The sequence below is a fragment of the Candidatus Binatia bacterium genome, assembly GCA_026415395.1.
Classification (GTDB): Bacteria; Desulfobacterota; Binatia; order HRBIN30; family HRBIN30; genus HRBIN30.
This window is the reverse complement of sequence record JAOAHD010000007.1, coordinates 145,454-162,621: the sequence shown is the minus strand read 5'-3', so window position 1 is coordinate 162,621 and position 17,168 is coordinate 145,454. Positions and strand designations below refer to the sequence as shown.

The 17,168-nt window shown below is 62.2% G+C and carries 15 protein-coding genes; 10 read left to right on the top strand and 5 right to left on the bottom strand.

Translation table 11 applies throughout. The features are described from left to right. The first annotated feature begins 11 nt into the window (after positions 1 to 11). Genes nusB through lptE form a run of 3 tightly spaced genes read left to right on the top strand, consistent with a single transcriptional unit; the run spans position 12 to position 3,497 of the window. On the top strand, positions 12 to 458 hold the full coding sequence (nusB, locus tag N3C12_05305) for a transcription antitermination factor NusB (protein MCX8071852.1): 447 nt from the start codon (positions 12 to 14) through the stop codon (positions 456 to 458). Then, positions 451 to 2,862, top strand: coding sequence for a leucine--tRNA ligase (gene leuS / locus N3C12_05300; protein ID MCX8071851.1), 2,412 nt, complete (start codon positions 451 to 453; stop codon positions 2,860 to 2,862). Before nusB ends, leuS begins: the two co-directional genes overlap by 8 nt. After that, positions 2,859 to 3,497: an LPS assembly lipoprotein LptE gene (lptE, locus tag N3C12_05295; protein MCX8071850.1), complete on the top strand. Its 639-nt coding sequence runs from the start codon at positions 2,859 to 2,861 to the stop codon at positions 3,495 to 3,497. The genes leuS and lptE overlap by 4 nt, the downstream gene beginning before the upstream one ends. Before the next feature lie 42 nt (positions 3,498 to 3,539). Here the strand turns inward: lptE and rpsT are convergent, their stop codons facing one another. Next, positions 3,540 to 3,821, bottom strand: coding sequence for a 30S ribosomal protein S20 (gene rpsT, locus N3C12_05290; protein MCX8071849.1), 282 nt, complete (start codon positions 3,819 to 3,821; stop codon positions 3,540 to 3,542). Positions 3,822 to 3,934: 113 nt separating this feature from the next. Here rpsT and murJ point away from each other — a divergent pair, with 113 nt between their 5' ends. Next, entirely contained in the window at positions 3,935 to 5,581 is a 1,647-nt protein-coding gene (murJ, locus tag N3C12_05285) for a murein biosynthesis integral membrane protein MurJ (GenBank protein ID MCX8071848.1), read from the top strand. A 99-nt stretch (positions 5,582 to 5,680) separates the two neighbouring features. Here the strand turns inward: murJ and mazG are convergent, their stop codons facing one another. Then, on the bottom strand, positions 5,681 to 6,478 hold the full coding sequence (gene mazG, locus N3C12_05280; protein ID MCX8071847.1) for a nucleoside triphosphate pyrophosphohydrolase: 798 nt from the start codon (positions 6,476 to 6,478) through the stop codon (positions 5,681 to 5,683). 87 nt (positions 6,479 to 6,565) lie between these two features. Between mazG and grxC the strand changes: the two genes are divergently transcribed. The 6 genes from grxC to rmuC all read left to right on the top strand — a co-directional run bounded on the left by grxC (position 6,566) and on the right by rmuC (position 14,327). Next, positions 6,566 to 6,802, top strand: a complete 237-nt coding sequence (gene grxC / locus N3C12_05275; GenBank protein ID MCX8071846.1) for a glutaredoxin 3 — start codon at positions 6,566 to 6,568, stop codon at positions 6,800 to 6,802. Positions 6,803 to 6,986: 184 nt separating this feature from the next. Continuing rightward, positions 6,987 to 8,081 (top strand): zinc-binding dehydrogenase, encoded by a 1,095-nt coding sequence (locus tag N3C12_05270; protein MCX8071845.1) that lies wholly within the window; start codon positions 6,987 to 6,989, stop codon positions 8,079 to 8,081. 9 nt (positions 8,082 to 8,090) lie between these two features. Further along, positions 8,091 to 9,581: an NAD(P)/FAD-dependent oxidoreductase gene (locus N3C12_05265; protein ID MCX8071844.1), complete on the top strand. Its 1,491-nt coding sequence runs from the start codon at positions 8,091 to 8,093 to the stop codon at positions 9,579 to 9,581. 103 nt (positions 9,582 to 9,684) lie between these two features. Further along, the gene (locus tag N3C12_05260; protein ID MCX8071843.1) at positions 9,685 to 9,897 is read left to right on the top strand and encodes a hypothetical protein; all 213 of its coding nucleotides are present in this window, start codon (positions 9,685 to 9,687) and stop codon (positions 9,895 to 9,897) included. 330 nt (positions 9,898 to 10,227) lie between these two features. Beyond that, positions 10,228 to 12,012 (top strand): DUF5060 domain-containing protein, encoded by a 1,785-nt coding sequence (locus N3C12_05255; GenBank protein ID MCX8071842.1) that lies wholly within the window; start codon positions 10,228 to 10,230, stop codon positions 12,010 to 12,012. A gap of 359 nt (positions 12,013 to 12,371) precedes the next feature. Then, positions 12,372 to 14,327 carry a DNA recombination protein RmuC gene (rmuC, locus tag N3C12_05250; GenBank protein ID MCX8071841.1) on the top strand — a complete coding sequence of 652 codons (1,956 nt, stop codon included), beginning with the start codon at positions 12,372 to 12,374 and terminating at the stop codon, positions 14,325 to 14,327. A gap of 155 nt (positions 14,328 to 14,482) precedes the next feature. On the opposite strand, the gene N3C12_05245 is transcribed toward rmuC, so the two are convergent. The 3 genes from N3C12_05245 to N3C12_05235 all read right to left on the bottom strand — a co-directional run bounded on the left by N3C12_05245 (position 14,483) and on the right by N3C12_05235 (position 17,111). Further along, positions 14,483 to 14,872, bottom strand: coding sequence for a hypothetical protein (locus N3C12_05245; protein MCX8071840.1), 390 nt, complete (start codon positions 14,870 to 14,872; stop codon positions 14,483 to 14,485). A gap of 104 nt (positions 14,873 to 14,976) precedes the next feature. Further along, on the bottom strand, positions 14,977 to 15,861 hold the full coding sequence (locus N3C12_05240; protein ID MCX8071839.1) for an aminotransferase class IV: 885 nt from the start codon (positions 15,859 to 15,861) through the stop codon (positions 14,977 to 14,979). Further along, positions 15,858 to 17,111 (bottom strand): anthranilate synthase component I family protein, encoded by a 1,254-nt coding sequence (locus tag N3C12_05235; GenBank protein ID MCX8071838.1) that lies wholly within the window; start codon positions 17,109 to 17,111, stop codon positions 15,858 to 15,860. The genes N3C12_05240 and N3C12_05235 overlap by 4 nt, the downstream gene beginning before the upstream one ends. Positions 17,112 to 17,168: the final 57 nt, after the last annotated feature.

Below are 17,168 nucleotides of genomic sequence, written 5' to 3'. Positions count from 1 at the left end.
CGTGGTCGGCCATGGGTGCACGGAGAAAGGGGCGCGAACTGGCCGTTCAGGCCTTGTATCAGATAGAGCTTACTGGCGAGTACCAGCCCGACCGCATTGCTTACCTGTGGGAAGACTCTGGCGCCTCGCTCGAGGCGCGGCAATTTGCAGGGGCACTCGTGCAAGGGACGCTTGAGCGCCGCAAGGAGATCGACCGCTTAATTGCCGAGGCCGCCGAGCACTGGCGGTTGGACCGCATCGCCCCGGTGGATTTGGCCATTTTGCGGGTGGCCACGTACGAACTCCTATCGGGCGACCGGCCGCCGGCAGCCGTTGTGATCAACGAGGCAATCGAGATCAGTAAGCGATATTCCAGCGAGCGGGCTCAAGAGTTCGTCAATGGCGTGCTCGACCGCATCGCCGAGCGCTTGGGAGTGAAGGAAACGCTGGAGGCGGAACGGAGCGACAAACATGGATGACCGCTACAACCCGTCCGTTGTCGAGGAAAAGTGGCAACGCCTTTGGGAAGAGCGCGGCACGAACCGTGTGGACCTCTTCCGCGCGCAGCGGCCCTATTACAATTTAATGATGTTTCCCTACCCCTCGGCTGAGGGGCTTCACGTCGGGCACGCCTTTGCCTTTCCCGGGGCGGACATTCACGGGCGCTTCCGCCGCCTTCAAGGCTATGACGTGTTCGAACCCATCGGGTTCGACGCTTTCGGCATTCACTCTGAGAACTACGCGCTGAAGATTGGTGTTCACCCGGCCGAACTGATCCCGCGCACCATTGCCAACTTCCGTCGCCAACTCCGTCGCCTGGGTTTGATGCTCGACTGGGACCACGTCGTCGACACCACCGACCCGAGTTATTACCGCTGGACACAGTGGATTTTCCTCAAGCTCTATCACTTCGGCCTTGCCGAACGAAAAAAAGCGCCGGTGAATTGGTGCCCGGCGTGCCACACGGTGCTCGCCAACGAGCAAGTGATCGACGGCTACTGCGAGCGCCACCCCGACGTGGCCGTCGAGCAACGGTTTACCGAGCAGTGGTTTTTCAAAATCACGAAATACGCCGAACGGCTGCTGAAAAACCTCGACTGGATCGATTGGTCAGAAACCACGAAAACGGCGCAGCGGAATTGGATTGGCCGGTCGGAAGGGGCGGCGATTGACTTTCCCCTGGCGCACGAACCGAGTCGAAAAATCCGCGTGTTCACCACGCGGCCGGACACCGTGTTCGGTGCCGCCTACGTGGTGCTTGCACCAGAGCACCCGTTGGTCGAGGAAATCACCACCCCGGAGCAACGCGCTGCTGTGCACGCTTACGTGGAGCGCACGCTCAAAATGGATCTCGTGCGGCGCCGCTCGGTTAGAGAGAAAACCGGTGTGTTTACCGGCGCCTATGCGATCAACCCGGCAACCGACCAAACGATTCCCATCTGGATTGCCGATTACGTGCTAGCCGAGTACGGCACTGGCGCCATTATGGCGGTGCCAGCGCACGACCAGCGTGACTACGAGTTCGCCCGCAAGTTCGCGCTGCCGATTGTGCGAGTGATCGAGCCCATCGACAGTGAGGCGGCGGAGCATGCTGCTTACGAAGGGCCCGGACGCTTGATCAACAGCGGCCAGTTCACCGGGCTCGACTCCGACCGCGCCAAGCGCGCAATTACCCAATGGCTGGCGGAGCGCGGCTTGGGAGAGGCGCGCGTAGAGTACCGGCTGCACGACTGGTGCATCTCCCGCCAGCGCTACTGGGGGCCGCCGATTCCCGTTATCTATTGTGACGGCTGTGGGATTGTGCCCGTACCAGAACAAGACTTGCCGGTACTTCTCCCCTACGTAGAAAACTTCCGCCCCGACGAAAGCGGCATTGCTCCCCTAGCCCGCGTGAAAGAGTTTTACGAAGTACCTTGTCCGCGCTGTGGCCACCGGGCCCGACGGGAAACGGATGTGTCCGACACCTTCCTCGACTCGGCTTGGTACTTCCTGCGCTATCCCTCCACTCACCGCTCCGACGTGCCCTTCGATCCCGAGCTCACCAAGAAGTGGCTCCCGGTCGACATGTACATTGGCGGCAACGAGCATGCGGTGCTCCACCTCATGTACACCCGCTTCATCACCATGGCGCTGCACGACATGGGCCTGTTGCCGTTCGAAGAGCCGTTCAAGAAGTTCCGCGCCCATGGCCTGATTACCAAGGACGGGGCCAAGATGTCCAAATCGCGCGGCAACGTCGTCAACCCCGATCAATACATAGAACGCTACGGTGCCGACGTCTTCCGCACGTACATGATGTTCCTCGGGCCCTACACCGAAGGTGGTGACTTCCGCGACGAGGGGATTGCCGGTGTACAGCGCTTCTTCGAAGGCGTGTGGCGGTTGGTCGCGCAGTTCGATCCGCACGCGCAAAGCTCGCCAGAGCTGCGCCGCAGCGTGCACCGCACGATCGCCAAGGTGCAACAAGATTTAGAAGAGCTTCGCTACAACACCGCCATTGCCGCACTGATGAGCTTGCTCAATGACATCCGCCGCCACGGCCCGGCCGATCGTTGGGTGCTCGAGTCGCTCCTCCTCATGGTTGCGCCCTTCGCACCGCACTTGGCGGAAGAACTATGGGAGGCACTCGGTCACCGGGAAAGCATCTTCGACGCCCGTTGGCCAGAGTACGATCCCGCGCAACTCGTCGAAGAGCAGGTGGAACTCGCCGTGCAAGTGAATGGCAAAGTACGCGGACGGATTACCGTGCCGCGTACCGCAGACGAAGCCGAGATCCTCCGCTTGGCGCTGGCCCTGCCCGCAGTGCAAGCGCAGCTCCAAGGCAGGAGCGTGCGCAAACAAGTGGTCGTTCCCGGGCGCTTGGTGAGCATTGTGGTGGGATGAACCTCGCCAAGGTGAACCTTCGGCGGACTCTCCTTGCTTTTGCGCTTGGGCTGAGCGGCGCCTGCGGCTACCAATTAGCCGGCACGGCTTTACGGTTGCCTCCCGACATTCGCAGCATTTCCGTCGCCACCGTGGACAACGCTACCACAGAACATGGCTGGGAGAAGATTCTCGTCTTCGCTCTAGAGCGGGAAATTGCCCAGCGGCAACAACTGCGCTGGGAGCCAGATCCTTCGCAAGCCGATGCCCTGATTACTGGCAAGGTGCGCAGCATCTCGGTGCGGCCCGTGGCGTTCAACAGCCGCGACCAGGCGATGCAGTATGAGCTCGCGGTGGTTGTCGACTTGAAACTCTCCCGCCGTGCGGATGGTACGGTGCTGTGGCATACCGAGAGCTTGCGCGTGGTGGGTGAGTACGCCACGAGCGCTAATGTGATCGTCACGAGCGCTGCCGCGTTCCAACTCCAACCGCTCGACGCCAAGAATTTGCGCGACCCCCAGTGGAATCCGCAAAGTGCCGTAGATCGCGAGGCGATCAACGTGCAACTTGCCGAGAGCGAAAAACGCCAGTTGCTCGAGCGGCTCGCCCGACAAGTGGCGCGCGATGCTTACAACGCGATGGTCGAGGACTTTTGACTCACCCGCACCGGATGGACGATGCCCAAGCGCACGCAGAGCTCAAGCCGCAGCCGAACCTTTGAGCCGAGCCACTTGCTGGCTCAAACGCGAGATACGCCGCGAGGCGTTGTTCCGGTGCAACACTCCCTTGGACACCGCCTTGGTCAACGTCTTCATGGCCAAACGCAACTGCTCTTCGGCAGCGCTCACTTCCCCTTTGGCAATCGTTTCGCGCAGTTGCCGCAGCACGTGCCGCACACGGGTGCGGATTGCCTTGTTGCGCTGGTAGCGCTTCAACGACTGCCGGTGACGCTTGATCGCTGACTTGTGACGTAAGGCCACGAAATGTTCCTCCCAATTGCAGGTCGCACTTCGCTAGCGGTTTGTTGCCCACCCGTCAACCAGCCAGTCCCATACCCGGGCTACTTACGGCGGCAGCGAAGGCAGAGGGGTGGATGAGCGAGAACCGAGCGATTGCACGGGCCGCTGGCCTGGTGGCCGTGTTCACCTTTCTGAGCCGCCTCGCTGGGCTCGTGCGCGATGCCAGTGTCGGTTATTTCTTCGGCACCGGACTTGCCGCCGACGCCTTCTTCGTAGCGTTCCGCATCCCCAATCTGTTGCGACGCTTCGTGGCCGAAGGCGCCATGAGCACGGCATTCATCCCGATCTTCACCGAGTACTGGACGACACGCCCACGCCAAGAAGCCGTGCGAGCGGCGCGCGTGTTGGCGACGATGTTCGCTCTTGTCGTCGGCGGCATTGCCCTCGCCGGCATCTTGCTGGCCGAACCGCTCACCGCGCTGTTTGCCCCGGGGTTTACCGCTGATGCGGAAAAGTTCGCGCTGACGGTGACCCTCACGCGCTGGACCTTCCCATACATTGCCTTGGTGAGTCTCGTGGCGCTGTGCTCAGGCATTCTTAACTCTCTCCGCCATTTCGCGGCTCCGGCAATGTCGCCGATTTTCCTAAACCTCGCCATGATTGGCGGAGCAGCGGCAAGCCCGTGGGTGAGTCCACCAGTCCAAGCTTTGGCCTACGGCGTGTTAGTCGGCGGCGTCGTCCAACTGGCTTTGCAGGTGGGCTCCCTTGCGCGGCTCGGCATCGTTCTCGCGCCGGAGTGGGAACCGCGCCACGAAGCGGTTCTCCGCTCGGCGCGGTTGCTGTTACCCACCGTGTTCGGGGCCGCGGTGTACCAAATCAACCTACTCGTCGATACCGTGCTCGCCTCCGCGTTGCCGGCGGGCAGCGTCTCGTACTTGTGGTATGCCGACCGCGTGTTCGAATTCCCACTCGGCTTGTTTGCGGTGGCCTTGGGGACCGCGGCGCTGCCGAGTTTTTCCGCGCAAGCGGCGCGGCGCGAGTGGGAGGAGATGCGTGCGAGTTTGCGCTTCGCCATTCGCTCGACGAGCTTCATTGTCACCCCGGCTACACTCGGTCTGGCAGCGCTAGCGTTTCCGATCGTCGCAGTGTTGTTTGAACGAGGAGCTTTTACCGCCGCGGAAGCGCGGCAAACCGCGTACGCCCTAACTGCGTTTGCCGTGGGGCTGTGGCCCGTCGCGGTGCTGCGCGTCGTCGTGCCCGCGTTCTACGCATTACAAGATACCCGCACGCCGGTGTGGACTGCCGCGGCAGCGTTCGTGGCCAACGTTTTGTTTAGCTTGAGCTTGATGGGACCGGTGGAAAGCGGACCCTCGCCGGTCCTGCGTGCGCTAGCGTGGCTTACCGTGCAGCTCCACCTCGCCGACTTCCGCCACGCGGGGCTCGCGCTCTCGACTTCGTTGGCCGCCACCGTCAATTTGTTGCTGCTCCTCACCATCTTGCGGCGGAAACTCGGCCCGCTTGGGTTGCGTGCGTTACTCCCCAGCTTTGTGCGCGACGCGGCCGCTGCGCTCGCCATGCTGCCACTGTTGTGGCGGCTCCAAGCCCACCTCACCTGGGCATCCAGCGAGCCGCTGTGGTGGCGGACTACTTGGCTCCTGGTGTGCGTTGCTGCGGGCGTACTTGTTTTCGCTCTCGTGCACACTCTTCTCGGCGGTCGAGAACTGCCTCGCCTTTGGGAAGCGACCCGCCGGCGTTACTCCAAAACGGTGAACGCGACATAATCGCCCCCCTGGAAGACCCGTTCGCCTGCCGGTAACTCCTGGCCGGCGCGCGACCGAACGTTGCGATTCCTGGCCGTTGGAGCCGATGGCAGCGCCGCGTCAACTGGAAGCCTCCGCAGCCTTAGCTTGTTTCCAAAGTTCGTCCCACAAGTCCGGGGTGGCCGCCTGCGGGTCGAGGCCGCGTGCCGCTAAGGCTTCTTCCACTCGGCGGAAGCGGGCAATGAAGCGGTCGCTCGCCTGCTGCAACACGTCTTCCGCGTGCAGGCGCAAGTGCCTGCCGAGCGAGGCAAGGGCGAAGAGCAGGTCACCGAGTTCGTGGGCAGCCTGCTCCGCCGATTCCTTGTGCAAAGCGGCTTCGAGCTCCGCCAGTTCCTCGTGCACCTTGGAGAGCACGGCGCGTGCATCGCTCCAATCGAAGCCCACGTGTGCCGCTTTTTCCCCCAAGCGGTGGGCGCGTTGCAGCGCGGGCAGTGCACGTGGCACACCGGACAGCACCGAGCGGTCTTTCTCTTCGGCCTTGCGCTCCTCCGCTTTGATCCGCGCCCAGTTACGCAGCACTTCCTCCGGCGTTTCCGCAGTCGCAGCGCCGAACACATGCGGGTGGCGACGAATCATTTTTTCGTTAATGTGCGCGAGCACATCCTCGACGGTAAATCGCCCCGCCTCGCGGGCCATTTGCGCGTGAAACACCACTTGCAACAGCACATCGCCCAGTTCCTTGCGCAACTCCTCGTAGTCTTCTTCCTCGATGGCTTCGGCCACCTCGTAAGCCTCTTCGATGAGGTAAGCCTTGATCGACTGGTGCGTTTGCGCGCGATCCCACGGGCAACCGCCAGGTCCACGCAATCGCTCCATGATACGCACCAGTTCTCCAAATAATTCTTCGGCTCGATTCATGGTCGTTGCCGCTAGCACGCAGGGCGAAGGCGGGCCACGCACATCCGCATTGTTCCATGAAAACCCCTCCGGTACATTGTGTCCGGTATGCGACGAGTCGTCATTTACACCACGACCTACTGCCCGTACTGCGTAGCGGCCAAGCGGCTGTTGGAAGAGCGTTCCATTGCCTACGAAGAGATCGATGTCACCGGCAACGACGAGCTGCGCCTGTGGCTTGTAGAGCGCACCGGCCGGCGCACCGTGCCGCAAATCTTCATCGACGACGAACCGATCGGCGGCTACGATGAACTCTCTGCGCTCGATCGCGCTGGCGCTCTGTAATCCCGCACGCAAGCCCGCAATGCCCCTTGCCGGGCGCCACCTCGTCCTGCACGGCGACTTGCCGCAAGCCGGTTCCCATGTTCGTTCCCGTTAGGAAACAGGGGTGCGGATTGACAACAGCTCGGCCATCCGGCATGGCTGGGGACAAGTCCGGCCGACCACCGGCCTGAGAGGGTGAGGCGAGATGAAAGCGCGTGCAGTGGTTCAAACCGCACCCCGCACGTTGGAGTTGCGCGAGTTTCCCTTACCCGAAATCGACGATGACAGTGCGCTGTTGCGCGTGGAAGCGTGCGGCATTTGTGGCAGCGACGCGGAGCAGTACGCCGGAGTGCTGCCCGTCCCAATGCCGGTCATCCCCGGCCATGAACCGCTGGGAATTATCGAGAAAATTGGCGATCGCGCCGCGCGGCGCTGGGGAGTGAACGTTGGCGACCGCGTTGCCGTAGAGCCACTCATCCCCTGCGGGCATTGCCACGCCTGCCGCAGTGGCAACTACCAAGTGTGCCGCGGCCGAGGGGGCATGTTCGCCCATGGCTACATCCCGACCTCTCGTCCACCAGCATTGTGGGGCGCCTACGCGGATTACATGTATCTCGACCCGTTCTCCATCGTGCACCCAGTGCGCAAGGATGTGCCGGCCAACATTGCCGTGATGTTCAACCCCTTAGGCGCGGGTTTTCGCTGGGCGGTGGAGGTGCCGCACACAGGCCCGGGGGACACGGTGCTGATTCTCGGACCTGGCCAGCGCGGCTTGGCGAGCGTGATTGCTGCGCGAGCGGCAGGCGCGGATCGAATCATCGTCACCGGCCTCGCCCGCGACCAGGCCAAACTCGCGTTAGCCAAAGAGTTCGGCGCGGACTATACGATCAACATCGAAGAGGAAGACGTGCGCCGGCGGGTTCAGGAGCTAACCGACGGGCGCGGCGCCGATGTGGTGGTGGAGGTATCGGCGAATTCACCCGAGCCAGTGGCGGAGGCCCTCTACTATGTGGCCACTCGCGGCCGGATCGTGCTCGCTGGCGTCAAGGGCTTCAAAACCGTGCCGAACTTCATCAGCGACCTGGCTGTCGTGAAAGAGGTCACGATCTTCGGCGCCTTTGGCGTCACCAGTCGTGCCTACGCCTCCGCCATCCGCTTGATCGAATCGGGGCGCGTCCCGCTGGCACAGATGCACACCCACGACTTCCCGCTCGAGCAAGCAGAGCAAGCCATCCGGCTTTTGGCTGGTGAAATTCCCGGAGAGTCGAGCATCCACTCCTGTTTGCTGCCGGCTGCATGAGGTCGAGCCATGGATTCTAACACCGCACGTTCGTACCGCTCCGCAGAACAACGGCCCCTGAAATTTGCCGTCTTTGGTGCGGGCATGGCGGGAATTCTCTGCGGCATCAAACTCAAGGAAGCTGGCCTGTCGCACTTCACGATTTACGAAAAGGCCGACCGCGTGGGCGGAACTTGGCGGGAGAACACCTATCCGGGAATTGCCTGCGACGTGCCGGCACACTTGTACACCTACTCGTTCGCGCCCAACCCCGATTGGAGCCATCGATTTGCACCTGGTGCAGAGATTCAGGCTTATTTTGAACGGGTGGCTGCTGACTACGGCATCTATCCCTTCATCCGCTTTGGCGATGAAGTGCGCCTCTGCCGCTACGACCACGGCCGTTGGTGGCTGGAAACCGCGCGGGGCTACCAAGATCGGGTAGACGTCATTTTCGCCGCCACCGGTGTGCTCCATCACCCAAAGCTTCCTGACATCGAAGGGCTCGACACCTTTGCCGGCGCTTGTTTCCACAGCGCTCGTTGGGATCACTCCGTGCCGCTCGAAGGGAAGCGTGTGGGGGTGGTGGGCACGGGATCTTCCGCGGTGCAGATCGTGTCTGCCATTGTGTCGCGGGTACAAAAGCTCGTTCTCTTCCAACGCACCGCGCAGTGGATTTTTCCGCAAGACAATCCCCCCTACAGCGAGGCAGAAAAGGAGGAATTTCGCCGCAACCCGGCGCGCATTGCTGAATTGCGCGAGCAACTCACACGCGCCTTTGTGGACAATTTCTCCAACGTCGTGGTAGACGCCGACTCTCCGCAAATTCAATTCATCGAGGATGTGTGCCGTGCCCACCTCGAGCAAAGTGTGACCGACCCGGTGCTGCGGGAAAAGCTGCGCCCGAATTATCGTGCGGCCTGCAAGCGCCTGGTGGTCTCGCCCGATTTTTACCAAGCCATCCAGCGGCCGAACGCGGAGTTGGTCACTGAAGGCATCGCCCGGGTAGAGCCGCGCGGAGTGCGCACCCAGGATGGCCGCTTGCACGAACTCGATGTGCTCGTGCTGGCGACTGGCTTTCAGGTCGATCGGTTCTTGAGGCCCATCGAAGTCATCGGCCGCTATGGCAAACGGCTCGACGATGTGTGGCGGGAGCGGCCGTACGCCTATCTGTCCATCTCCATCCCTGACTTCCCGAATTTGTTCTTGCTCAACGGACCAAACGGTCCGGTCGGCAACTTTTCCTTGATCGACGTCGCCGAGCTGCAGTTCGCGTACATCATGCAGCTCGTGGAGTTGTTGCGGGCCGGGCAGTGCCGGGAGATCAGCGCCAGCGAGGAGGCAACCAACCGCTTCGAGCACGCGCGGGTGGAGGCAGCGAAGAAAACCGTGTGGGTAACGGGATGCCGCAGTTGGTACCTAGACGACCGCGGCATCCCCATGGCTTGGCCGTGGACCTTCGAGCACTTCCGCGCGGTGATGGCGCGGCCGGATTTCACGGCCTTCGAGCTCGTTGCCTAGGTGTGGGAGTGGTGCTCCGCCGACATTGAGCGGCGTCGCCTCGCAATTACTAATGGAGAGCCCTCAGCCGCGCCGCTCGACCACAGGGAGGGAGGTGCGGAAGATGGAGGAAGGGGGACCATCTTCCGCACCGGGATGCCCGACCTCGACACGAGGTCTCGTCGATCGAGTGCCGGGACAAGAAAATCCGCAAGCAAACCATAGCGATGCCATGGCCACGACCATTCCGGGGCGCCAGCGGCGCACGTGCGCACTGGCTGCTGAGGGGAGGCAAAGGGAGTTTGAGATCGTGTTCCATGGCATCGTTGCCCTGTGACACCGCAACAATGGTGCCAACCCTGAACCCAGAAGAGCTGCTTAGCGTCCATGCGAAAACCAGGCTCGGTGTGTTGGGAATGAGACACTTTGCAGGCCATCACTGTGCTTTTTGGGAGACATCCACCGCCAAGCCGCCGCGCCGTCCGGAGGAAAGGACTAGGCGCAACCCGACCTGCACCGCAGGGAGCAGGCGAGAAACGGCTCGAAGCGCAGGCTGTGGGAACCCATTCCCGCGAGCAAGAGGAACGATCCCGATGGAGAGGCCGCTGCGGTTTCCTCTGGCTCTCAACTTGTGTGGCACAGTGCTGTTGCCGTATACGCGGGCGTGATGGGCTGCCGGTTGCTTCTTGCCTCGCTTTTCCTCATTGCCGTTGCTGGCGGCTGCGGAGGCTCGGGGGATGCCGAGCCTGCTGTGGACCACGCCACGCAAGGGGAGCCATTCGAGGTTACGCTCGACCGTGCGGTTGTGGAGCCTAACCCCTTCGATCCGCGCCAGGTGCAAATCGATGGCGAGTTTCTCTCACCGCGCGGGCAGCGGTTCACGATCCCGGCATTCGTATGGCAGGCGTTCGAACGCGCCCTTGTCGGTGGCTTCGAACGGCTCACGCCGGCAAGCGAGCTGCAGTGGAAGGTGCGCTTCACCCCCACCGAGTCCGGCACCTGGCGATGGCGTTGGCGGCTGCACAGCCTGCAAGGGAGCAACAGCAGCGAGTGGCGCGACCTCGAGGTCGCTCCCGCGCCGGTGTTTCATGGTTTTGTCAGGCCGAGCCCGCGCGACACGCGCTACCTCGAGTTCGACGATGGCAACGCGTTTGTCCCCATTGGCGAGAACATGTGCTGGTACGATGGTCGGGGTACCTTTGCCTACGAGGAATGGATCTCTCGCCTGGCTGCGCACGGTGGCAACTTCATCCGCATTTGGATGCCGAGTTGGGCTTTCGGGTTGGAATGGATCGAGCGCGGCGCCGACGGCGCCGTCGTCCACTCTTCGCTCGGCAATTACACCCGCCGACTCGATCGCGCCTGGCAGCTCGATTCCGTCGTCGAGTTAGCGCGCCGACATGGAATCCAGATCATGCTGTCCATACAAAACCACGGGCCGTTTTCGCTGACGAACAACTCCGAGTGGGCTGACTGCCCGTACAACGCTGCCAATGGCGGACCACTGACGCACCCGTCGGAGTTGTTTACCAAGCCCGAGGCGATTCGCCTCTTCAAACAACGGCTGCGCTACATCGTGGGGCGGTGGGGTTACGCAACGAACATCATGACTTGGGAACTGTGGAACGAGGTCGATCTCGTCGACCAACCTGGCAGCGATGCCCTAGTCTCCTGGCACCGCGAGATGGCCGCCGAACTGCGGAGCCTCGATCCCTACGCGCGGATGATTTCCACGAGCACGAGCCTCAGCGACGTGCTAGCGCCGAGCGCAACCTTCTCTGCACTCTGGGCTCTGGACACCATCGACTACACCCAGGCCCATTACTATTCGTTTGGGGTCCCGACGGATTTTACCCGTGTTTTCCCTGCGATTTTCCGACGGCTCGCCCGCTACCAGAAGCCGGTGTTCATCTCTGAAGCTGGCGTGGATTTCCGTGGACCAGCGGAAACCATCGAACAAGACCCGAACGCCGACGGTTTTCACGACTTGCTCTGGGCCGCACTGTTTTCTGGCACGCTCGGCATCGGCATGACTTGGTGGTGGGACAACGTCGTCCATCCTCTCGATCTCTATTTCCACTTCCGCCCTCTCGCTACGCTGGTCAGGGGTGTCGATTTCCCGGGCGAGGGGTTTAGGATCCGCAGCGAATCTGCCGTGGCCCCTGATGGCCGGCCACTGCAGGCGTTCCTCCTCGTGGGCAGATCGACGGTGTTGGCGTGGGTTCGAAATGCGCGCCACCACTACGCCGCACCCGACCCAGCAGAAATTCGCGATGCCAGGCTGCGGCTTGCCGACCCCGCAAACGGTCGCTGGTCTGCACAATGGATCGACACACGTACCGCTACGATCGTTCGAGAAGACGCCCTCGAGGCCACGAGCAACGGCGTCGAGTTCACCGTGCCTTCGTTCGCGCGCGACATCGCCTTGCGTATGCGCTTGGCCGAACCCTGAACGGTCGGGCGGGATTGCGCCGCTCGCGCACAGCGTAAGGCGTTTCTCCGGTTGACTTGCGGAGAGTTTCACGATCCTGCCGCGGGCAAGTCTCTTACTCGCTCCACCGGTGGCTTCGTTTCGAGTACCCGCTCGCCGGGCTGATGGCGAACGGCCAAAGCGGTCCTGTCTCGTGCCGGCAGCAGCGCGCGGCCGGATGCGCTGGCCAGCGTGCGCCCCTTGTTCAGGGTGGGACTTCCGCACTGCGGTGACCACTCCCAAGCTGAGGGAACGGCTACGACCCGAAGGCAGCGGTAGACGGGGCGCAAAAAAAGGACTAGTGGGTGTGACGCGCTTTCGGGGCAAAGGGGAGAACGAACATGCTTTGGGCGATTTTGGCTCTCGCAGTCGCAAACCTCGGGTTGATCGTATTCATTCTCGTGCGGCTCAACGCCGCGAAGACCGGTGCCGCCGATCAAATCGTGCGCGAGGAACTGCGCGCCGGCCGGGAAGAACAGCGCGCCGCCGCCAGCGAGTTGCGCAAGGAGCTGCAGGCCGGGCTCAACTCTTCTCTCGGTGTGCTGCGCGAAAGCATCGCTGCAGTCAACCAAGCGCAAGCGGCGCAATTCGAGACCCTGACCAACTCCTTCCGCCAGAACGCCGAGGTCAACCAGACTTCGATCGAGCAAATGCGCAACACCATCGATGCCCGCATCAAAGAACTGCGCGAAGGCAACGAACAAAAGATCAGCGAGATGCGTTCCGAGGTTTCCGAAGGATTGCGCAGCATCAGCGAGCGCATCGCAAAAACCTTGGAGGAGTTGGGTGCCACACAAAAAGCGCAACTCGAGACCATCGGGAAACAACTCAAGGAGCTAACAGAGTCGAACCAAACCACGCTCGAACGCATCCGCACGACTTTCGATGAGCGCATGCGAGAATTTCAAGAGGGCAACGAAAAACGCGTGGCCGCCATGCGGCAGGAAGTTTCCGATGGCCTCAAGGCGGTCAGCGACAACTTGGCGAAGACCCTTGCGGATCTCGGCAACACCCAGCGCACACAGTTGGAGAGCATGACAAAACAACTGAAGGACCTGGGCGATTCGAACCAAGCCACCCTCGAGCGAGTCCGCGCCACGCTGGATGAACGGATCAAAGAGCTGCAACTCGGAAATGAAAAGCAAGTGTCCGCGATGCGGCAGGAGGTGTCCGAGGGCGTCAAAACCGTGAGCGAGAGCGTCACGAAGACGCTGTCCGACTTGGGCACGACGCAGCGCCTCCAGCTCGAAGCCATGACCAAGCAGCTCAAGGAGCTGGGCGAATCCAACCAGGCCGCACTCGATCGGATACGGGGGACCTTCGACCAGCGCATCAAAGAGATGCAAGAGGGCAACGAGCGCAAGCTCGAGGAAATGCGCAAAACCGTCGATGAAAAGCTGCACGACACCTTGGAGAAGCGCTTGGGAGAGTCGTTCAAGCTCGTCAGCGAGCGACTGGAAGTGGTTCACCGCGGCCTCGGGGAGATGCAGAACTTGGCCAACGGCGTCGGCGAACTCAAACGGGTGCTCTCCAACGTCAAGGTGCGGGGCACTTGGGCGGAAGTGCAGTTAGGCGCAATTTTGGAGCAAATTCTCGATCGCCGGCAGTTCGAAAAGAACGTGCGCATCAAAGGCGACTCGGCGGAGGCAGTGGAATACGCAATCCGGCTGCCGGGCCCGAAGGAGGAGCCGAACTCGGTTGTTTGGCTGCCCATCGATTCGAAGTTCCCTCAAGAAGACTATTTGCGACTGCAGGAGGCGGCCGAACGGGGCGACGCGGATGCCGTACAACAGGCGAGCGAGGCCTTGGCGCGCACGGTTCGCCTGGCCGCCAAAGACATTCGCGACAAGTACGTGGACCCGCCGCACACCACCGACTTCGCCATTATGTTCCTCGCCACCGAAGGGTTGTACGCCGAAGTGCTGCGCCACCCCGCTTTGGTCGAGCAGCTTTTACAAGAGTATCGCATCGTCGTGGCCGGCCCGACGACCCTGGCGGCCATCCTCAGCAGCTTACGCATGGGCTTCCGTACTTTGGCCATCGAACAACGCGCTGCTGAGGTATGGAAGGTGTTGGGAGCGGTGAAAACAGAGTTCGGCAAGTTCGGGCAGGTGCTCGATAAGGTGAAGCGCCAACTGAACACCGCCACACGCACGATCGAGGAAACGGGGGTGCGCACGCGCGCCATGGAGCGGCGCCTGCGGGCCGTGGAGGAGCTCCCGGAAGAAGAAGCACACAAACTCCTCGAAATCCCCGCCTCGTTCGCCGCGCAAGATGTCGAGGACGAATTGGCCTGAGTCGCGTTCACGAGGTTGGGGGATTTCGCCGCTGATGCCACACAGCACCGCGCGTTGCGGGGTCGCCCGTGGCGGCGCGCACCGCAAGCAAACGGGGTTGACTGGATCGCAGCTTGACCTCGCCCTTCAAAAACAGCGGCGGAGCGGATTTGCCCTCAGGCGGCCCGGAGGGCGGCAGGACGAAAACGCTGACGCCGTTGCGCTGGCCGATGACGGCCCTCTCGCCAGCGGAGGAGTGCCCGCCGGACTCCCGCAGGGTCGAAACCAAACACCGCACACAAGTTCACGAAGGAAAACGGCCAGTTCCAGTCGTTTTGAAAGATCCAACTCTCCGCCTCCAAAAACGCAACTTGCCCCGCGGTTGTGGTTGCAAACGCATAGCGCCGGTAACACTCGATCCCATCCGCAAACACCGCCCACATCAGCGCACGCTCGCCGGAGCTTTGGATCGATCCCCGCGGGCTGAAAAACTGCTCCGGCAAAACGGCATCAGCCTCCAACATGTCTCGCAGGGTCCTCATGGCTGTTAGGTCTCGCGTGTCCATCTCTCTACCTCCCTCCGGAGCCGGCAGGAGAGAGGAGCAAGACCTTTGCCAACCGCGCGCACTTGCAAACTAAACTCGCAAAGCGGCTCTGCCGACAAGTTCCGTCACTTTCGTTTTCGTGCGCCGCACAATTGGTTAACCCGTTGTCGGTATGCTTGTTGGAGCTGGCGGGTGATCGGGCCAGGCACGCCAGTGCCAATCGTGAGTTCGTCCACACGAGTGACCGGCAGAACTTCAAGCACCGCGGAGGTCAGAAAGAGCTCATCGGCCCGGTGGAGCTCCTCTATTCTAATTGCGCGCTCAATCGTCTGGATGCCTGCGCTTTGGGCGAGGGAGAGCACGAATTCGCGGGTGATCCCAGGTAGGAGTTCGTTCAGCGGCGGCGTCACCAGGGTATTCCCGAATACCGCGAAAACGTTCGCCGTGGTTGCCTCGCACACCATTCCATCGTGTACGTACAGCGCCTCTCTTGCTTTGCGTTTTGCTGCAGCGGCGCGAGCCAGGATGGCGGGCACGTAGTCGAGAAGCTTATGGGCAGCGAGCGGGCCGCAGCGGTAGAGGGGCACGGTAATAACCCGCACTCCCAGCCGCTGCTCGCGAGTTAGCGTTCGCGGCAGGGGCAGGGCAAAGGCCATGACCGTGGGCCGCGGTGATCTCGGGGGAACGAGGCCTGGCGGCGCCGCCCCACGTGTGACGGTGATGCGCACGGACGCGTCGGCCTCGAGCAAGTGATTAGCGGCCAAGAGCTTCCGCACGGCACTGAGCCAGTCTACCTCCGGCAAGGGCAACGCGAGAAACTCTGCTGAGCGGGCCATGCGGCCGATATGCCCGTCGAGGAGGAAGGGCACTCCGCGGTAACACCGCACGGTTTCAAAAAGCCCGTCACCGTAAAGGAACCCGCGGTCCAAGGCACTCACCCGCGCCCGCGCCGCTGGCACCACCCGCCCGTTCAGCCACACAGATCCCGAGAGCTCTTGAGCCTCGCTCATCCCAACTCCTCCAACGCCGCGACAAAGGCGCGCGCCTTGACCCGCGTTTCCTCGTACTCGCGTTCGGCAGTCGAGTCTGCCACAAGCCCGCCACCAGTCCAGTATTCCACTCCCTCGCGATCCACCACGGCAGTGCGAATGAGAAGCGCAAAGTCTGCATCATCAACGGAGCGCAACCAACCGAGAGCCCCGGTGTAAAACCCGCGCGCACCCGCCTCGAGCTCGTGAAGGATTTGCATCGCGCGCCGCTTGGGGGCGCCGGTGACGGAGCCTCCCGGAAACATCGCTGCGAGGATTTCTCCCCACCCGAGACCGCGTCGCAGCCGACCACGCACCTCGGAGTACATGTGGTGCAACGTCGCGTACGTTGCCACTCGTTCGTGGGCCACCACTTCCACGGAGCCGGTCTCGCAAATGCGCCCCAAATCGTTGCGCTCGAGGTCGACGATCATCGTGAGCTCGGCTCGTTCTTTCCCGTCGGCGCAAAGCTCGGCGATGAGACGTCGATCTTCCTCTCCTGTGCGCCCGCGCGGGCGTGTGCCTTTAATCGGTCGGGTTGTGAGCCACACCCCACGGCGCGACAAAAACAGCTCGGGGGAGTTGCTCACCAGTTCAAAATCCCCACCGTGCAGGTATGCCCCAAAAGCCACCGGATTCCGCTGCTGGAGGAGCTCGAACAAGCGAATGCCCGAGACCACCCGGGCAGCGCGGAGCGGGTAGGCCAGGTTCACTTGGTATGCATCGCCTGCAGCGATGTAGTCCAGCGCCCGTGCAAAGGCGCTCGCGTAACGCGGGTACTCCCACGCCGCTTGCAGGGGAATGCCGTGGGGTGAACGAGCACCGCTTGCCAGAACCGCCGCTCCTGTAGCGGGGCCGGCACAAGGTTCTACCTGCGGGCTTTCGTACGCCAGGGCCAACAGTAACGGCTGGCGCTTTCTCCTTGGCAACGCGATGCCATGCAACGGCAGGCCAGCATCGTACTGGATGGCAACCACCACATGAATGGGGCACAGGCGAGCCGCACCCAAAAAGCGCTCACAAAATCGCTCGAACAGTTCGAAGGGAGTGCCCTGCCACGCTTCGCTCGTACCGTGTGTATACAGGCACCCACTCGAAAAGTCGCCCACCCGCAACACGGCCACTGGGTCAGCGGCGCGGAGCGTCAAGCCACAGCCCCAAGATTCCGGCCCCCAACCTTCCAGCCGCACAGAAAACGCTGGCAATTCGCACCCACCGCTGGTGCCGCGCACGGTTGACCCCTCTGTGCGTGGAAAAAGAGATTCTTGCGTGCACATGGAATTCCTGCT

Coding starts and splice junctions, on each gene's coding strand:
- rmuC (MCX8071841.1), top strand. CDS start 12,372: ATGCTTTGGGCGATTTTGGCTCTCGCAGTCGCAAACCTCGGGTTGATC.
- grxC (MCX8071846.1), top strand. CDS start 6,566: ATGCGACGAGTCGTCATTTACACCACGACCTACTGCCCGTACTGCGTA.
- lptE (MCX8071850.1), top strand. CDS start 2,859: ATGAACCTCGCCAAGGTGAACCTTCGGCGGACTCTCCTTGCTTTTGCG.
- N3C12_05255 (MCX8071842.1), top strand. CDS start 10,228: ATGGGCTGCCGGTTGCTTCTTGCCTCGCTTTTCCTCATTGCCGTTGCT.
- N3C12_05265 (MCX8071844.1), top strand. CDS start 8,091: ATGGATTCTAACACCGCACGTTCGTACCGCTCCGCAGAACAACGGCCC.
- N3C12_05270 (MCX8071845.1), top strand. CDS start 6,987: ATGAAAGCGCGTGCAGTGGTTCAAACCGCACCCCGCACGTTGGAGTTG.
- leuS (MCX8071851.1), top strand. CDS start 451: ATGGATGACCGCTACAACCCGTCCGTTGTCGAGGAAAAGTGGCAACGC.
- N3C12_05240 (MCX8071839.1), bottom strand. CDS start 15,861: ATGAGCGAGGCTCAAGAGCTCTCGGGATCTGTGTGGCTGAACGGGCGG.
- murJ (MCX8071848.1), top strand. CDS start 3,935: ATGAGCGAGAACCGAGCGATTGCACGGGCCGCTGGCCTGGTGGCCGTG.
- N3C12_05245 (MCX8071840.1), bottom strand. CDS start 14,872: ATGGACACGCGAGACCTAACAGCCATGAGGACCCTGCGAGACATGTTG.
- N3C12_05260 (MCX8071843.1), top strand. CDS start 9,685: ATGGAGGAAGGGGGACCATCTTCCGCACCGGGATGCCCGACCTCGACA.
- nusB (MCX8071852.1), top strand. CDS start 12: ATGGGTGCACGGAGAAAGGGGCGCGAACTGGCCGTTCAGGCCTTGTAT.
- mazG (MCX8071847.1), bottom strand. CDS start 6,478: ATGAATCGAGCCGAAGAATTATTTGGAGAACTGGTGCGTATCATGGAG.